Source organism: Photobacterium ganghwense (genome assembly GCF_003025595.1).
GTDB classification, from domain to species: domain Bacteria; phylum Pseudomonadota; class Gammaproteobacteria; order Enterobacterales; family Vibrionaceae; genus Photobacterium; species Photobacterium ganghwense.
Window position 1 is genome coordinate 337,591 of sequence record NZ_PYMI01000001.1, and the last position, 15,950, is coordinate 353,540.

14 protein-coding genes are annotated in these 15,950 nt (G+C 46.4%); 9 read left to right on the forward strand and 5 right to left on the reverse strand.

All coding sequences use genetic code 11. The features are described 5' to 3' along the window. Positions 1-499 precede the first annotated feature (499 nt). Positions 500-1,099, reverse strand: a complete 600-nt coding sequence (locus C9I92_RS01530; RefSeq protein WP_047885636.1) for a GTP cyclohydrolase II — start codon at positions 1,097-1,099, stop codon at positions 500-502. 353 nt (positions 1,100-1,452) lie between these two features. Continuing rightward, on the reverse strand, positions 1,453-1,797 hold the full coding sequence (locus tag C9I92_RS01535; RefSeq protein ID WP_047885637.1) for a hypothetical protein: 345 nt from the start codon (positions 1,795-1,797) through the stop codon (positions 1,453-1,455). Between the two features lie 306 nt (positions 1,798-2,103). Here C9I92_RS01535 and C9I92_RS01540 point away from each other — a divergent pair, with 306 nt between their 5' ends. Further along, positions 2,104-3,675 carry an EAL domain-containing protein gene (locus C9I92_RS01540; protein ID WP_169776032.1) on the forward strand — a complete coding sequence of 524 codons (1,572 nt, stop codon included), beginning with the start codon at positions 2,104-2,106 and terminating at the stop codon, positions 3,673-3,675. A 162-nt stretch (positions 3,676-3,837) separates the two neighbouring features. Further along, a complete protein-coding gene (locus C9I92_RS01545; RefSeq protein WP_047885638.1) occupies positions 3,838-4,746 on the forward strand; it encodes a manganese-dependent inorganic pyrophosphatase in 909 nt (302 codons plus the stop codon). 188 nt (positions 4,747-4,934) lie between these two features. Here the strand turns inward: C9I92_RS01545 and C9I92_RS01550 are convergent, their stop codons facing one another. Continuing rightward, entirely contained in the window at positions 4,935-6,158 is a 1,224-nt protein-coding gene (locus tag C9I92_RS01550; protein WP_047885639.1) for a patatin-like phospholipase family protein, read from the reverse strand. Positions 6,159-6,257: 99 nt separating this feature from the next. Continuing rightward, positions 6,258-6,350, reverse strand: coding sequence for a cytochrome bd-I oxidase subunit CydH (gene cydH / locus C9I92_RS01555; RefSeq protein ID WP_207103222.1), 93 nt, complete (start codon positions 6,348-6,350; stop codon positions 6,258-6,260). A gap of 137 nt (positions 6,351-6,487) precedes the next feature. Between cydH and C9I92_RS01560 the strand changes: the two genes are divergently transcribed. From C9I92_RS01560 to panP, 6 genes are all read left to right on the forward strand, one after another. Beyond that, the gene (locus tag C9I92_RS01560) at positions 6,488-7,081 is read left to right on the forward strand and encodes an outer membrane beta-barrel protein (RefSeq protein WP_047885728.1); all 594 of its coding nucleotides are present in this window, start codon (positions 6,488-6,490) and stop codon (positions 7,079-7,081) included. A 395-nt stretch (positions 7,082-7,476) separates the two neighbouring features. Next, positions 7,477-8,958, forward strand: coding sequence for a sodium-dependent transporter (locus C9I92_RS01565; protein WP_047885640.1), 1,482 nt, complete (start codon positions 7,477-7,479; stop codon positions 8,956-8,958). Between the two features lie 2 nt (positions 8,959-8,960). Continuing rightward, positions 8,961-9,062, forward strand: a complete 102-nt coding sequence (locus C9I92_RS01570) for a MetS family NSS transporter small subunit (protein ID WP_107193797.1) — start codon at positions 8,961-8,963, stop codon at positions 9,060-9,062. A gap of 307 nt (positions 9,063-9,369) precedes the next feature. Then, entirely contained in the window at positions 9,370-9,882 is a 513-nt protein-coding gene (locus C9I92_RS01575; RefSeq protein WP_047885641.1) for a hypothetical protein, read from the forward strand. 402 nt (positions 9,883-10,284) lie between these two features. After that, positions 10,285-11,280 carry a DUF2860 family protein gene (locus C9I92_RS01580; RefSeq protein WP_047885642.1) on the forward strand — a complete coding sequence of 332 codons (996 nt, stop codon included), beginning with the start codon at positions 10,285-10,287 and terminating at the stop codon, positions 11,278-11,280. Positions 11,281-11,365: 85 nt separating this feature from the next. Next, positions 11,366-13,009 carry a pyridoxal-dependent aspartate 1-decarboxylase PanP gene (gene panP / locus C9I92_RS01585; protein ID WP_428842005.1) on the forward strand — a complete coding sequence of 548 codons (1,644 nt, stop codon included), beginning with the start codon at positions 11,366-11,368 and terminating at the stop codon, positions 13,007-13,009. Between the two features lie 795 nt (positions 13,010-13,804). Here panP and torR read toward each other — a convergent pair. Then, positions 13,805-14,518, reverse strand: a complete 714-nt coding sequence (gene torR / locus C9I92_RS01590; protein ID WP_047885644.1) for a two-component system response regulator TorR — start codon at positions 14,516-14,518, stop codon at positions 13,805-13,807. A gap of 200 nt (positions 14,519-14,718) precedes the next feature. On the opposite strand from torR, the gene torC reads away from it, so the two are divergent. After that, on the forward strand, positions 14,719-15,885 hold the full coding sequence (gene torC / locus C9I92_RS01595; protein WP_047885645.1) for a pentaheme c-type cytochrome TorC: 1,167 nt from the start codon (positions 14,719-14,721) through the stop codon (positions 15,883-15,885). Positions 15,886-15,950 lie beyond the last annotated feature (65 nt).

Here is a 15,950-nt window from a genome sequence, read left to right on the forward strand (position 1 = left end):
GAACAATTCTCTTTTAAATTTCAGGTTTGCAATTTATAAGGCCAAAAGAATTAGCCTTGATGGCAAGATTAACTGGAGAATTCGAGCAGATAGTAATCCTGAAGCCCTGACTAAGCAAGGACTTAGCCCACTCAACAGCACGATACTTTATTATGAATCGGATTAGTTAAGCTAATATTACTAACGCATTTTCCACATCATGAGAAAAACCCGCCTACATGCATTTTTACGCAACCATTTTGAATAGAGTGAATATTCATTTTCAGTATGTTTTCATACTCCAGATGCAAATGCATCTGGAGTAATATCCTTGCCTGATCACTATCGGAACCATAAAGTTTCAAGGAAGCCAGAATACAAAAACAGGCGGACAATCAGATGGCGAAGCGGTGTATGCCACGACGAGAACTTACTCAGTATGTCAACCCACCCAAAGCGGGCAAATAAAAAGCCCTGCCAGAAGGCAGGGCTTTATATACTTGACTGACATCAGTTTGAATCAATCAAAGTGGAAACGGTGCTTACCGTGGCTCGCTTTGGTACGCAGGTAATTTTCATTACCGTCTTTAACATACGCTTTCGTGCCCACAACTTCCGCAATCTCAATACCCAGAGATTCCAAATCACTGATTTTTTTCGGGTTATTGGTGATTAGACGGATTGCATTAATCCCCAGAGCTTTCAGCATCATCGCCGCTTCAGTAAAGTCACGCAGATCATCCCCGAAACCCAGGTGGTTATTGGCTTCGTATGTGTTCATGCCCTGACTTTGCAACTCATAGGCATCAATCTTGTTATACAAGCCAATCCCACGGCCTTCCTGACGCAGGTACAGAAGAACGCCGCCTTCCTGACCCATTCTTTCGATCGTTTCGTCCAACTGCTCACCACAGTCACAACGTGAAGAATGAAACACATCGCCCGTCAGACATTCAGAGTGCATACGAACCAGAGGCGGTACATCGCCCTTGTCCGCACCACGGAAAATCAGTGCTACGTGTTCTTTACCTGATGCTAACTCATTAAATGAAAGCAGCTCGGCCGGTATATGACTTTTCTGGCCGACTTTGAATGGCACTCGGGCCCTTACAGTTACCATGTTGTTCCTAATTACGTTTGCTGCCGGGATTGCAATACCCAGTCAATGAGACAGTTATCAGCAGAAACAGCCTATCGTACTCGCGACAATGCTAATAACTCAAAAAAACTAATCAGCCCAACGGGAGTCAAACGGCTCTACCCGGACTATCACTTATGCAGTGATGATATCTAAAATTATTACACTTAAACAGCGCTAAGGCACTGTGATAACAAATTAGCCTGTTGAGGCATACCGCTAAGATCGCCCCGCTCATGTTTCTCAAATGATCCTTCACCACTCAAGATATGTTATAACATAACATATCTTAATCTTGCAATGAAACACTTCGTGGCGTCATCTTGCAATCCGCGCTAACTGGTGGCTTTTATCGAGGAGTAATAAGCCCTGACTTTATCGCTCTGGAACACAACCGCTGACAGTAGCGTAAAACAGATCACCCCTCCCATGATAAACAGCAATCTCCCCCAACTTTCTCCCATCACAAGACGGACAGAAAGCATGTCATAGGTCACCAAGCACCAGATAGCGGCATTGAGCAGCAATCCCGCTCCCATCACGACAGGTATCCAGGCGGAGCGCATCTTGAGCAAGAGCGGTAAGCACACCAGCAATAACGCCACATCAAACACCGAATGGCGAAAAAAATGTGCTGCTAACAACCAGTAACTTATCACAACCGGCAACAGACGCCACATTCTTGACTCTCCTTCTCACGCATTCAAACATCGCATCAATATTGTTAGTCATCAACATGATGGTCCCAAAAACACAGATTCATTAACACAGCCCATTAACAGTCATTATATATACATGTTATAAGCGGTATTTGCCTTAGATTAAGATCAATAAAGCATAGATCCTCTGCAAACAATTATGCTGAGTTATTAGTCAGTAATGTACAATGAAAATAACATCCAATTACGTACCTGATGGTCTGTAATATCCGCACGAATTATGGTTGAATGTTTTTCCTTCGTTAATTCTGACGCATGTACCGCACTATGGATCTGACATTCTGGCGACGCTGGCGCTTGCCCGCTCTGGTATTTATTCTGGGTACATTAGTCATTATGGTAAGCTCACCGTTTCTTGGGGAGAGATTATTTGCGTCTGAAGCCAAGGAAAGGATGGACAATCTGTTCGACTTCTACCAGAAGCGCTACATGGATATCGGCAAGGAAGCAAGGCGACTCGCCACGCAGTTATCCTTCACTTGTGATGAACACGATATCGGTATTCTACGCGACGCCAGTGAAAACCCGACGGTCATTCAGTTTCTGGAACTCCAGACCCCTCATGAGCATTGTTCCGTCTACGGGAAAGATGTCAGCCTGATTAAAGACTTCCGGAACAAAGAGTTCTTTTTCCTGCATGACAGCCAGTACAATGCGTTTATGGTTGAGCCATATTTCAATCAGCGTCTGAAAATCACCTTCTATCTGGCCAAAGGTGAAATGATCCTCATCACAGAGCCTTTCCAGAATGTCTTCACGGACAGCGAAGCCTGTATCAACTGTTTTGCGATGTCACTGCTGTATCGAAATCGTGAATTGCCCATAAAACGTAAAACAGCCGACCAGTCTTATCGCCTCATTGCCAGTAAAGCATTCACAAAAGAGTTTGATGTCCAGCTTTACGCCACTGAGCAGGGTCTGAGGGAAGTTGTCGATCATGATGTCGAAATTACCCAAATGCTGCTGATGTCTCTGCTGCTGTCCTTCAGTCTGATTCTGGGTTTGCGCAAGCCTCCTGAGAAACGGCTCAGCGATCTGATCGTTCACGGATTGAAAAACAATGAATTTGTTCCTTATTACCAGCCTATCATCAATACGGAAACACATAGGGTGGAATGCTGTGAGGTACTGATTCGCTGGCACAGGGCGAACGGAGAGGTCATTGCCCCAAATCAGTTTATTCCCATCGCGGAGCACAACGGGCAAATCCTAGAGCTGACCGAAAACTTACTCGACAAAGTCGTCCATCAGTTCTCAGAGACGTTTCCGACAGGGCCGACCTTCTCCCTGAGTGTCAATGTCACTCCGCAGCAACTGGAAAACCATCGCTTTGTTGACTGCGTACTGAATATTCTCAGCAAAGGTAAGCTCCCAGCAGAGAAAATTGCGTTTGAAGTAACCGAACGCACGCCTTTTACTGATGTGTTACGGGCGAAAGAAGTCCTGGACCGCTTCAAGCATCACGGAATCAGTATCAAGCTGGATGATGCAGGCACGGGCTATGGCGGCTTCAGCTACCTGCAATCACTGCCGATTGACACCCTGAAAATCGATAAAATGTTTATCGATACGATTGGCACCAATGATGTGAAATCCTCCCTGCTGGATGCAATTATCCTGTTTGCTCATCACGCCGGGGTTGAGCTGATCGCAGAAGGGGTCGAATCGCAAACACAAGTTGATTACCTGCAAAGCAAAGGGGTCTTGTTACTGCAAGGGTACTATTTCGCCAAACCAATGCCGTTTGATGAACTGTGTCAGTACCTGAGTCGCCATCACGGTCTGGAGATTCCTACAGCTACCGCGAACGAAAACAAACAAGAAGTTCCAATGGCCTGATGCTTGCGAGTTTGTTTCATATCAATCGTTTTGCAATAACACCCCATTACACTATGCCCCTTTCAGGCAGGGGCAATATTAATCGTCAAGAGGCGCACAGGCTGCGACTTTTATTGACCGTAACGTCCCTTCCCTTCCTCTTCTAAAAATACAGGAAACAACATGATTGAAGTCGTAGGTCACAAAAACCCTGACAGTGATAGCATCTGTTCTGCATTAGTGGCGGCTGAACTACTTAAAGCTCGCGGGCTGGATGCAAAAGCGGTACGTCAGGGAGACATCAACCGTGAAACCCAGCATATCCTCGAAACCGCAGGTGTTGAAGCGCCGGAAAGGTGTACCACCGTGGCTGGTAAATCTGTATGGTTGGTCGACTTTTCCGATCTGGCACAAGGCCCTGACGACCTTCAAGCCGCCGAGATCGCAGGCATTGTTGACCACCATCGTCTGGGCGATGTGACCACCGTTAACCCGCTGGAAGCCTGGATCTGGCCAGTGGGCTGCACCTGTACCATCCTGTTTAATCTGTTCCAGATGGAAAATGCCACTATCACGCGTCCATTGGCGATTTTGATGATGTCGGCCATTCTGAGCGACACCGTAGGCTTTGCTTCACCAACCTGCACGGATAAAGATAAGGCCGCCGTCACTGCTCTGGCCGAAATTGCCGATGTACAGGATCTAGATGCTTTTACTGAAGCATTGCTGATTGCCAAAACCGATATTGTCGGACTTTCCGCCGATGAGCTGGTCAACAAAGACCTGAAAGCGTATGCCTTTAATCAGCGCGATGTGGTTGTTGGTCAAATTGAGCTGGCAACACTGGCTCAGGTTGAAGAGATGATTGACCAACTGGAAGCAGATCTGCAGCGTCGTTGTGACGAGGAAGGTCTGGCACTGGCCGCGCTGATGCTGACAGATATTACCACCAGCACTACACGACTCCTGTTCCGCGGCGAATGGTCAGAAAAGCTGGCACCATTTGCAGACGCTGCCGGTCACCTGATGATGGAAAATACTCTGAGTCGCAAAAAGCAAGGCTGGCCTTGGCTGCAAAACGTGCTCGCCTGAGAGAAGTGACAAGGCAAATATTTTTCCAAGACCTTAAGCATGCTTAAGAAATGAAGTAAAAGGAACCAGACGGTTCCTTTTTGCTTTCTGATGAGCGGTTGATAATTCTCTTCAGCCCAGAAGTGCTTCAAGACAACAGAAGAAACACTTGCGACACCGTATGCACCAGAGAGGCACCAGAATCAACGCTATCGCCGCTTGGGCAAGCTGGTCGTGTCGTTTAGGATATCTGCGAAATGCGCGATAAACTCTCTGCCGACAACTTTCCCCTCCCGGTAGTCCACTTCCAGATCATCTTTATCACTCAGCAAAGCGCGACTACGCAGGCTTTTTTCCGGTGCAATCTGGATCACCTGCAACCCTTCAGGTGGTGCATACATAAAATCATGTGCCGCCTGGTAGGTCGTGTAATAGCGATTGAGCATCTCAATCACCTCGGTACTTTTACTCTTACCGGCAATTTTGAGAAAACGTTCTACATTATCGACCGACAATAAGCTCCATTTTTTTCCTTTGCTGGCTTGAGCTTCAATTAACTCACCGGCACTTTCTTCAATGGCACTGTCGACCGGATGGCGCTCATTCCTCGCTTGTTTCCAGCTATCAAACTTTGATGTCCATTCACTGTGCAGTACCTTCACTTTATCAATCGACTCATTCAGGCTGAGACGATCAATATACTCAGGCACCAGTGTTTCTATTTTTTCCCGCCAGTCTTTTAACAGCCGGTTGTCGTCTTGCTGCGGCCTGAGTAACAAGGGTTCAGTGCGAACGACAATGACTAAATCCGCCCCCCGGTTCCAGGCTTCTTTTACCGGTACCGCAGCACTGACACCACCATCAACCCACTCCAGTTCATCGATATTCACCGGCAAGTTATAAATCACCGGTATTGCACAGGATGCCCGTAATACATCAGTCCAGTTGCCCTGATACATGGGCATATATATATCCTGCAAGGTATCTTTTCGGGTCATGCAAGCCAGAGCGGTACGGTAACGCAGAACCTGCTGCGCCGTCACGACATCCAGTGGCGTAGAGCCTTGCTCTCCTACTTCGCGCAATGCCCAGTCCAGATCCATTGACTGTTGCTGACTCAGATATTTGTAAAGATTGAAGAATTTACTGTCGGTGGTGTAATTGACAATAAAATTGTAGCCAAATTTAGGCTGACGACTAATGAAAGAAGAGAGATTCAGAGCGCCGGCAGACGTTCCGATATATAACTCGAAGGGATCAAAACCAGCTTCAAGAAAAGCGTCAAAAACCCCGGCAGTAAAAATACCCCGCTGGCCTCCCCCTTGCACGACAAGAGCGATACGACGCTTTTTTGCAGTTTTCAGTTTAGAGGAGAAATTGTTAACCAGTTGTATATCAATATCTTTTAAACTGAATGGCAAATGATTAGTCATACACCTGCCTCTTTCATAACGAACACGTTGGCAGACAGTATATCGCACTCCCCATTCAGTTTTTCAATAGTGATCACAATTTGCTTTATTATTAATAAATTACGTAGTAATCGCGATAATGCCGAATGAAAACAGTACCGTCATCACAACAGCAACGGTGACAAGTGCTAACTTGAGATCAAAGTCCATCATAAAAACCTCACTACTTATCATGACTTAACATATTTTTAACCCTATTTTAGGGAGACTTCAAGATTATGACTATTGGAAAAGCACTAATTTCGGAAAGCTGTCACACTAAATTTCTGTTTAGAAAACTGGACAAGGAAATGAAAATACCCAAGTTGCTTTTTGCAGCCGTCGGCCTGTGCACCTCAATGCATGCGCTGGCAGAAAACACAATTTATGTCACTCCTTATATCGGCTACACCTTTTCCAATAATATCCGGGATGAAAATCAGCTGAACATTGATATCGATAACGATGTTCACTACGCCCTGGGTCTGGAAACAGATTTTGAAAATGGTCGGGTCGGCCTGTTTATCAGCCACCAAAAAAATGAAGCCAGCCCGTTCAGTGATGACGGCACCCTGACCTACGTACATATGCAAAGCGCCCTTCACTATCAATTGCAGCACCGACTGAACAGTTTTATTGGTGCCAGTATAGGCACCACGATCCTGGATGTTGACTGGAGTGACAGCGATTTAGTGTTTTCTGCTGGTATCCACGGTGGAATGACCTACCAGCTGGCTGACAATTTTGCGGTGGTATTTGAAGCTCGATGGCTGGCCAACCTGATTGATAGCGACACCAGCACCATTTGCACACTGCCCACGGGGAATGAAACCTGCAACGTTTCAATCGATTCAGAGTGGCTGACGCAGTTTCAGACCAATCTCGGCCTCACATATTCGTTTTAAAAGAGCCAAATGACAGCAGAGAAGACCAAATGCTCTGGTCTTTCTCTGTTTTTTACAGTGAATAACTCCTTTTTGGCTATTTTATGGTCATTGATTGCAAATATGTAAAATAAAATTTATCACTAGCGTGAAACTTAACAATAGTGAATTAAACCAGCCTTTTCCCAAGCCCCACTCCGTTGTTTCATCCTACCTACTGCTACCAATGAATATCACCACTGGACATAAGCAGGTCCTCTACTATGCTCTATTGCGTAAGACATTTTCTCTAGCTACTCTCGAAACATCTGCCTGGTCTAACCTTTCAAAGATCATGCAAGTCACGGTTTATTAATGGAATATTTCTCTACTAATTCCTCGTTATATAGGGATTTGCAGTACATAAGGAGATGCATATGAAACGAGAACAATGGGGCTCACGAGCCGGGTTTATCCTGGCAGCAGTGGGATCAGCAATTGGCCTGGGGAATATTTGGCGATTCCCATATATGGCTTATGAGAATGGTGGCGGCGCATTTTTTATCCCTTACCTTTTTGCCATGCTCACCGCAGGTATCCCTTTTATGATCATGGAATTCAGCCTCGGTCATAAATTACGTGGTGCCGCTCCCCGCGCTTTTTCTAAGCTGGGTGTGAAGTATGAATGGCTGGGCTGGTTCCAGGTGTTTATTGCTGCTGTTATCGCCGTTTATTATGTCGCGGTTATCGGCTGGGCAATTTCCTACCTTGGTTTTTCTTTCTCTCAAAGCTGGGGATCGGATACCAACGCCTACTTCTTCAGCGAATACCTGAAGTTAGGTGAAAACTCACCGTCTAAACTCGGTGACCTGCAATTCCACATTGCCATTCCAATGGCCATTGCCTGGGCAGTCACCTTTGCAGCTATCTTTACCGGCGTAAAAGGCGGGATTGAACGCGCCAACAAAATCATGATGCCTTTGCTGTTTGTCATGGTTATCGCGCTGATTGCTCGTGTAATCTTTCTGCCGGGTGCGGTGGATGGTATTAACTATCTGTTCCAACCTGATTTCAGCAAGATCATGGACGCAAAAGTATGGTCTGCAGCTTATGGTCAGATTTTCTTCACCCTGAGTGTGGGCTTTGCCATCATGGTGGCTTACTCCAGCTACCTGCCAGAAAAATCTGACATCAACAACAACGCCTTTATGACCGTGTTAATCAACTGTGGTTTCTCAATCACGGCGGGTGTGTTGATCTTCGGCGTACTGGGCTACATGGCTCAGGAGCAAGCGAAGCCACTGACAGAAGTCGTTTCTGCTGGTGTGGGGCTGGCCTTCGTGACCATCCCTGCAGCTATCAACTTGCTGCCAGCACCTTATATTCTGGGTCCGCTGTTCTTCCTGGCTCTTGTGGTCGCCGGTTTGAGCTCACACATCTCGATTCTGGAAGCTGTCACCAGTGCCATTATCGACAAACTGCACTGGTCACGTAAGAAAGCCGCTTCAGTCGTATGTGGTGTCGGTTTTGTGGTGTCAATGGCATTTGCAACCAACGGCGGTCTGCTACTGCTGGATTTGGTCGACTACTTCATCAACAACATTGCCCTGCTGAGCAGCTGTCTGGTTGAACTGGTTATCATCGCTTGGCTACTGAGAGTCTCTGACATTCGTGACTATGTTAACGAGCGTTCAGAAATCACTATCGGCAAATGGTTTGAAGTCTGTATCCGTTACCTGAGCCCACTGATGCTGGCTGTAATCCTGGGCACCAACCTGCTGAATACAGCAAGTGAAGGCTACGGCGGTTATGAAACATCCGACCTGCTGATGCTGGGTTGGGGATTGGTTGCGGCCATGTTTGTTTTGGCTGTCATCATTAACCTGTCATCTAAACCACAGACTCATCAGGAGGCATAATTATGACTACAGGTGCAATTATCATGATGCTGTTCGGGCTGGGCATTACCTGGGGTGGAGCTGCCTTCTGTATCTCCGTCGCCATGAAAGAGCGCGGACACTGAACACTTCAGATCTCGTTCTGATTCCAAAAGTAAAAAGAGGCTCACATGGGCCTCTTTTTTTATTTGGGCCAGCTACTGTGTTAAGCATTTTTAAACACAACGGTTTAAATACCACTAAGGCCACGACTCTCCCGTTCAATTGTGTTAACAGTGATCCATTCCCACAAAGAATCCTTTTCCTTTGCTCAATCATCCCGTTACAATCAGCGAACCATCAGGACATAAGATGGCTTAGCAAAAATAAAAGCGAACTCAAGCGCTATCGCGACAACTTGGGCCCAATAGATATTACATTCAAGGAAAGGCAATGAAGTTAGCTGCAATTTTACTTTCAGCCGCCATGCTACCAGCCACTGCTCTGGCTGCCAATGACAGCTGTGAAAGCCAAAAATATCACCAATATATCGATGCCTCACTGACCTGGTACCAGCAACTGGTTGATATCACTGTCGAGAAAGATGCCAGCCTGAAAGACGTCGGCGACTGGTTTTTAGAAGGACGTAAGCACCACTTTGAGCTTAACCGTGAAGTGTTCGACTGGTATCTTGCCAACGACAAAGAAAAACTGGATTTGTCGCAGCCGGTTGAATCCTGGCTGAAACTGACCCAGCAGGATGTAAAGGCATTGGCTGAGCAACATTCAGAACTGGGTAAAACCGCCAAGCAGGCTTTTGATGACCGCCAGAGCAAGCCTCACCCTCAGAACTATGCACTGCGTAGCGCCTTCGCCGAACTCCTGACCCATCCGGGTAAAATTGAAAAGCCTCTCAACGATTACAACAAAGCGATGACAGCCATTGCTGACATCTCATGTGATTAAGGCTGCACCTGTTGGCTGGCAGGGAAAGTGCGATGTGATCACACTTTCCCTGCCAGCCAATTTTGCCCTCACAAAATGGTCACCTTCGTATTCACTTTGTCTTTGTCTCAATATCCGCCTGTAATACACCTACCGTAATCCATTACAGCAAAGCTCACTGAAAAAAATGGATTATGTTCACGGCCAACTTCTATCGTCATTTGTATAAATAAAAAGCGCGGAAACTATGTGGAATCGTTTGCGAAAAATAAACGAAGTTCACAATATACCCTCTGCTTATGCATCAACGCCGTAAAGCAAATTACTGCCTGCTTTTATTTAATAACTAACTCTGTAAAAATCTCCCACATAACACCTACAAAAATAACAAACAATCCACATCAGCTTAAATCAGGAGTCTTCATGAGTTCGCATTCTCTGGGTAGAATTGCTCACATTTCCGCACTGCTTATTGCCTCATTCCCCGGCTATGCCGCAACAGCTAAAGACTGGCAACCAGGTCTGAGCGGCGATATCGCTGTAATGGCCGGTTATTCACACACACGCTCTCAATTTGATACCGATAACAATGTTACCGACAGCTTGGACAGCCAGGGACAAGGACGTGACAGCGGCATTATTTTCCCTCTCGGTACCCTGAAATACACCAACCAGGCCGGTGACAAACAAGTCTACATGGGGAGTAACCAAAGTGACTTGATCTACGGTCGATTCAACCTGGAGCTGGGTTATAAGCAGCGATTACAAGATAACAGTGTTATCACTATTGCGTATGCGCCGGGCCTTATTGCCTCAGAAACCTGGAAAGATCCCTTCGTAACCAACGTGAACCGTGAAGAGACCGACGTAAATACCAAGGCTCTGCGTCTGATCTATGACCGCATCCTGGGCACAAATTTCTCGTTTGAATTTGCACTGCGTGAGCGCGAAATTGACAATGAAGAAAGCGGTCTGGCTAATTTCACGCCTGATGAACAAGCACTGCTTCGCCGTGACAGCGATATCTATTACAGCCAACTGAGCTACCTGCATCGGATTAATCAGGATCTGGCCCTGCGTGGCGCAACCAGTTACACCAGAACTGACGCCGATGGTGATGCGATGTCCAATGACAGATATGGTGCGGATATTACCGTTATCAAAAACTTTGAACGCTCTAATCTGGCCGTCACACTGCATTACGACTACTCCGAATATGATAAAGCTAACCCCGTTTTCGGCAAAAAACAGGAAGACAGCTTGCTGGCAGCTTATCTCGCATACCGATATGCCGAACCTTTTGGCTGGAAACAGTGGAGCTTCCTGGGCATTGCAGGGTACGGCTACAGCGATTCGAAGATCAATTTCTATGAAAACGAAGGAACAGTGATCACTGCCGGTTTAAGTTATCACTTTTAATTTTTTTCGACAGCGGCGGCAATTTGCATTAAATTAGCAACAATTTGCCGAACAAAATTACAAGATATCAAGTGATATGGCAGTGATGGATTCTAAAAAAGCCGATGCGACCCAAGCGTCATTACATCGCATTTTTACGGTGCCGGAAGCACCAGACTCAACCCTGGGCCGGATCGAGAAAGAGATTTCGGAAAACCTGAACGCTTTTCTTCAGACGCACATTGCGGCCAGAGAAAAGCCACTGGCCGAGATCGAAAAAGACTTTTCTTGCGCAGACATTCCTGAGTCTCCCAGCTTTGTCTCAGACCATACGCATTTCTTGCTGGATAAACTGGTGGCTCAGTCTGTCCATACCTCGGCGCCGACCTTTATTGGTCACATGACCTCAGCACTGCCCTATTTTTTGATGCCGCTGTCAAAAATCATGATCGGGCTGAACCAAAACCTGGTCAAGATCGAGACCTCGAAAGCATTCACCCCTCTGGAACGTCAGGTACTTGGCATGCTGCACAACCTCATCTACGACGAAGATGAGCGTTTTTATGCTCAGTGGATGCACAGTGCTAACCATTCGCTCGGGGCATTCTGCTCCGGGGGCACCATTGCCAACATTACCGCCCTGTGGGTGGCACGCAATAACGCCCTGAGGCCAGATGGTTCATTCCGTGGTGTGGCGCAGGAAGGCTTGTTCCGGGCAATGAAGCACTACGGCTATGAAGACTTAGCTGTGCTGGTCTCAGAGCGGGGCCATTACTCGCTGAAAAAAGCCGCAGATGTTCTCGGTTTAGGCCGGGATTGCCTGATTCCGATCCAGACAGACAGTGATAACCGGGTTTGTGTTGATCAAATGCGTGCCAAGCTGGAATCACTGAAACAGCAGAATGTGCGAGTTTTTGCCATTGTTGGTGTTGCCGGTACAACGGAAACCGGTAACATTGATCCCCTTGATGCACTGGCTGATTTGGCTGCCGAATACGACTGCCATTTCCATGTGGATGCAGCCTGGGGCGGCGCAACACTGATGTCCAATAAGTACCGTCCATTGCTTAAGGGCATTGAACGTGCAGACTCCGTCACCATTGATGCTCATAAACAGCTGTATGTGCCAATGGGCGCGGGTATGGTCATTTTCAAAAACCCGGCCTCAATGAGTGCGATTGAACACCACGCGGAATACATACTGCGTAAAGGTTCAAAAGACTTAGGGAGCCACACACTGGAAGGTTCACGCAGCGGAATGGCAATGCTGCTTTATGCCAGCCTGAACATTATCAGTCGTCCCGGCTACGAAATGCTGATCAACAACAGTATCGAGAAAGCCCGCTATTTCTCTGAACTGATCAAGGCGCACCCTGACTTTGAGTTGGTCACGGAACCGGAACTTTGCCTACTGACCTACCGCTACCTGCCGGCTCGAACTCAGCAAGCACTGGCAATCTCCAACACGGCGCAGAAAGAGCTTCTGCTGGATGCTCTGGACGATCTGACCAAGTTCATCCAAAAACGTCAGCGTGAATCAGGGAAGTCTTTTGTCTCACGGACTCGGATTACCCCTGAAAAGTGGGATCGTAAACTGACTACCGTTTTCCGCGTGGTGCTGGCTAACCCTTTAACCACAGAAGCCATCCTACAGGATGTGCTTGAAGAGCAGACTCAGATTGCTCAGGAAAGTGAGAAAAGTTATCCGCTGATCATGAACATGACAGAGTCCATTCTGGCAAATGCCTAAGGCTACCACCGTTGACCGCTCAGGATGCGCTGTGCTCATCTTGGGCTATTCATCGTAAGCGGCTATCAGCAAGAGGCTATCTGTTTTCAGGGCGATTCGTTTACAAGATGATTCGTTTACAAAGCTAAGTGTTTACAAGGCTACCCAATCTGACTATTCAGCTGGGTAGCTTTTTTCTTCTCCTTTATCATTTCCTCATTTCCTCAATATTTCCATTCCTCATTGATACTGAGCGGCTTAAGATGCTGCCTTTACGAACCATGTAAAAATTGACAGGGTAAGCTGAACTTCACTTAGTACTCACGCTCAGTTAATGAATGATTTTTCACCATCAACGGTGTTAATTGGACGCATTCTTTTCGAGTAATCTGGAAATTTCATTCGGGAAAAGTATCGAACCGCTTTGTTGAATGGCTATTATTTAATCAGCCACTCTGCGATTATCCGTTATGAAAAATTTGTCTTCAGCAAAAAATTTAAATATTCCGGTTACTTTGAATTTATAAAATGTATAACCGCCAATTTTTCATTTACATTTAAGAAAAGATTTAGGCCCATTTTTGTTACCGGGATAAACCATGGATAAAAACAATAACCATTAAAAAATACATATTTAAAGTTAATGATAAATTAATGGTCAAAATTGATATTCCAGGCATATTAATATCCAGTAATAAAAATTGATCAATATCAATGAAAGGTCGGATTTATCGCTATGGAAAAGGTCGACACACCTTGTGAGTCGACCTAAATATGACAAGTTATGACAAAACAGAATTGAAATTGTATGGGATATTAGTCACCCGCAAACATGTAACCTTCACCATGAACGGTCACAAAGATCTGGGGATTTTTAGGGTCAGTTTCCATTTTAGAACGCATACGACGAATCAGAACATCGATGGTGCGATCGTTCGGTGCTTCTACCCGATGGCTGAGCATATTCAGAATGCGCTCGCGGCTCAGTACCACATTGGGATGGGACGAAAACGCGACCAACAGTTCGTATTCAGCCTTTGTCAGTTTCACCGGCACACCATTGTGGGTCAGCGCACGTTTGTTGATATCAAATACCCAGTCGCCAAATCGGATGATGCTGTCTTCCTGCATTTCAGTCACTGTCTCGCAACGGGCCTTTTCCACCAGCGAGATACGCCACAGCAGGTTTTTCACACGTACCAGTAACTCCCTCAACTCAAACGGTTTAGTAACGTAATCATCGGCCCCCATTTCCAGCCCGACAATACGATCAATACTGTCTGTACGACCTGTGACGAGAATGATGCCGACTTCCGAACGGCTACGCAGTTCACGGGTTAGCATCAGACCGTCTTCACCTGGCAGATTAATATCCAGCATCACCAGGTCAATCTTTTCCTGAGCCATAATCTCGCGCATTTGCATGCCGCTTTCCGCCTGGCTGACTTTATACCCTTCATTTTCAAAATAACCGACCAACTTGGTACGGGTAACAATCTCATCCTCAACTACAAGTACGTGATGACTCATTTCATTCTCTTTATGTCTATTTAACTGTTCTTTTTAACGGTAGTACAAAAGGCGGCTATTCACAATTTGTCACAACACAGACATTTCTGTTAATCGCCACCGTTAACCTTATTCACATCGTGGAATTAAGATTACCCCATAAAAATTTAAACGTCACCGTTGTTTACGGCAGGCAATTCATCCATACACGGAATCATACTATGAAAAAACTTTGGCAAAAGTTAATAAAGCCAAGCAGCAAGTATCCTATTATTGCGCTGGTTTTAGTGGGCATTGGTATTACATTGGCGGGCACCTTTGTAGTTCATAAAGGATTTGAACTGACATCCTCAATTGAATTCTGTACGTCTTGCCACACCATGGAACAGAACTACGAAGAATATAAACAAACCGTTCACTTCAAAAATGCTTCCGGTGTGCAGGCTATTTGTACTGACTGCCACCAGCCTAAAGATTTTCCGGGCAAAGTATTCCGTAAACTGGAGGCGGCAAAAGATCTGTATCACCACTTTATTACCGGCAAAATCGATACACCGGAAAAATTTGAAGATCACCGTTTGGAGATGGCTCAGAAAGTCTGGGAACGCATGAGCAGCCAGAACTCGAAAACCTGTAAGAGCTGTCACTCCTACGACAACATGGATCACAGCAAGCAATCAGCGAAAGCAGCTTTCGAAATGAAGAAAGCGGCGGCCGAAGATCTGAACTGTATCGAGTGCCACAAGGGTATTGCGCACGAACTACCAAACATGGCAGGTGGCTTCCAGAAAGACTTCCAGGCGCTGCAGGCAACAGCAAACAGCCAGGGTGCCAATGCCGAAGTCCTGTACTCGCTGGGTGAAAAAGACCTGTATGCCGTGGCTGACCCTAACAGCAAAGCTGACGGTAAACTGCTGCCGGCTTCTCAGGTCAAAGTGCTGGAACGCAAAGACAACATGCTGAAAGTACAAATCGACGGTTGGCTGGAAAAAGCAGGTAAAGGCCGTGTGATGACCGAATACCTGGGTAAACGTGTCTTTAAAGCGACCATTCGCGGTGATGTGAAAGCGACTGAGAAACTGATTGAAGAGAAAACCGACAGCGCAACAGACATCGTATGGCAGCACGTTTCTGTCGAAGCCTGGATTACTGCGGAAGACATGATTGACGATATCCAGCCAATCTGGAACTACGCAAAGACCATGTACGGCTCAACCTGTAACGCCTGCCACGCGGCACCAGACCCAGCGCACTTCACTGCGAACGGCTGGATCTCTGGCCTGAATGCAATGAGCGCATATTACCGCCTGAGCAAGACAGAAGAACGTACTCTGCTGAAATACCTGCAGAACCACGGCAAAGACACAGGCGGCGCAGGCGCGCACTAATTCCTGAACGGTGGCGGGAGCACAGCTCCCCCCACTTTTCCACAAAGAATTTAAAATTAAGGATT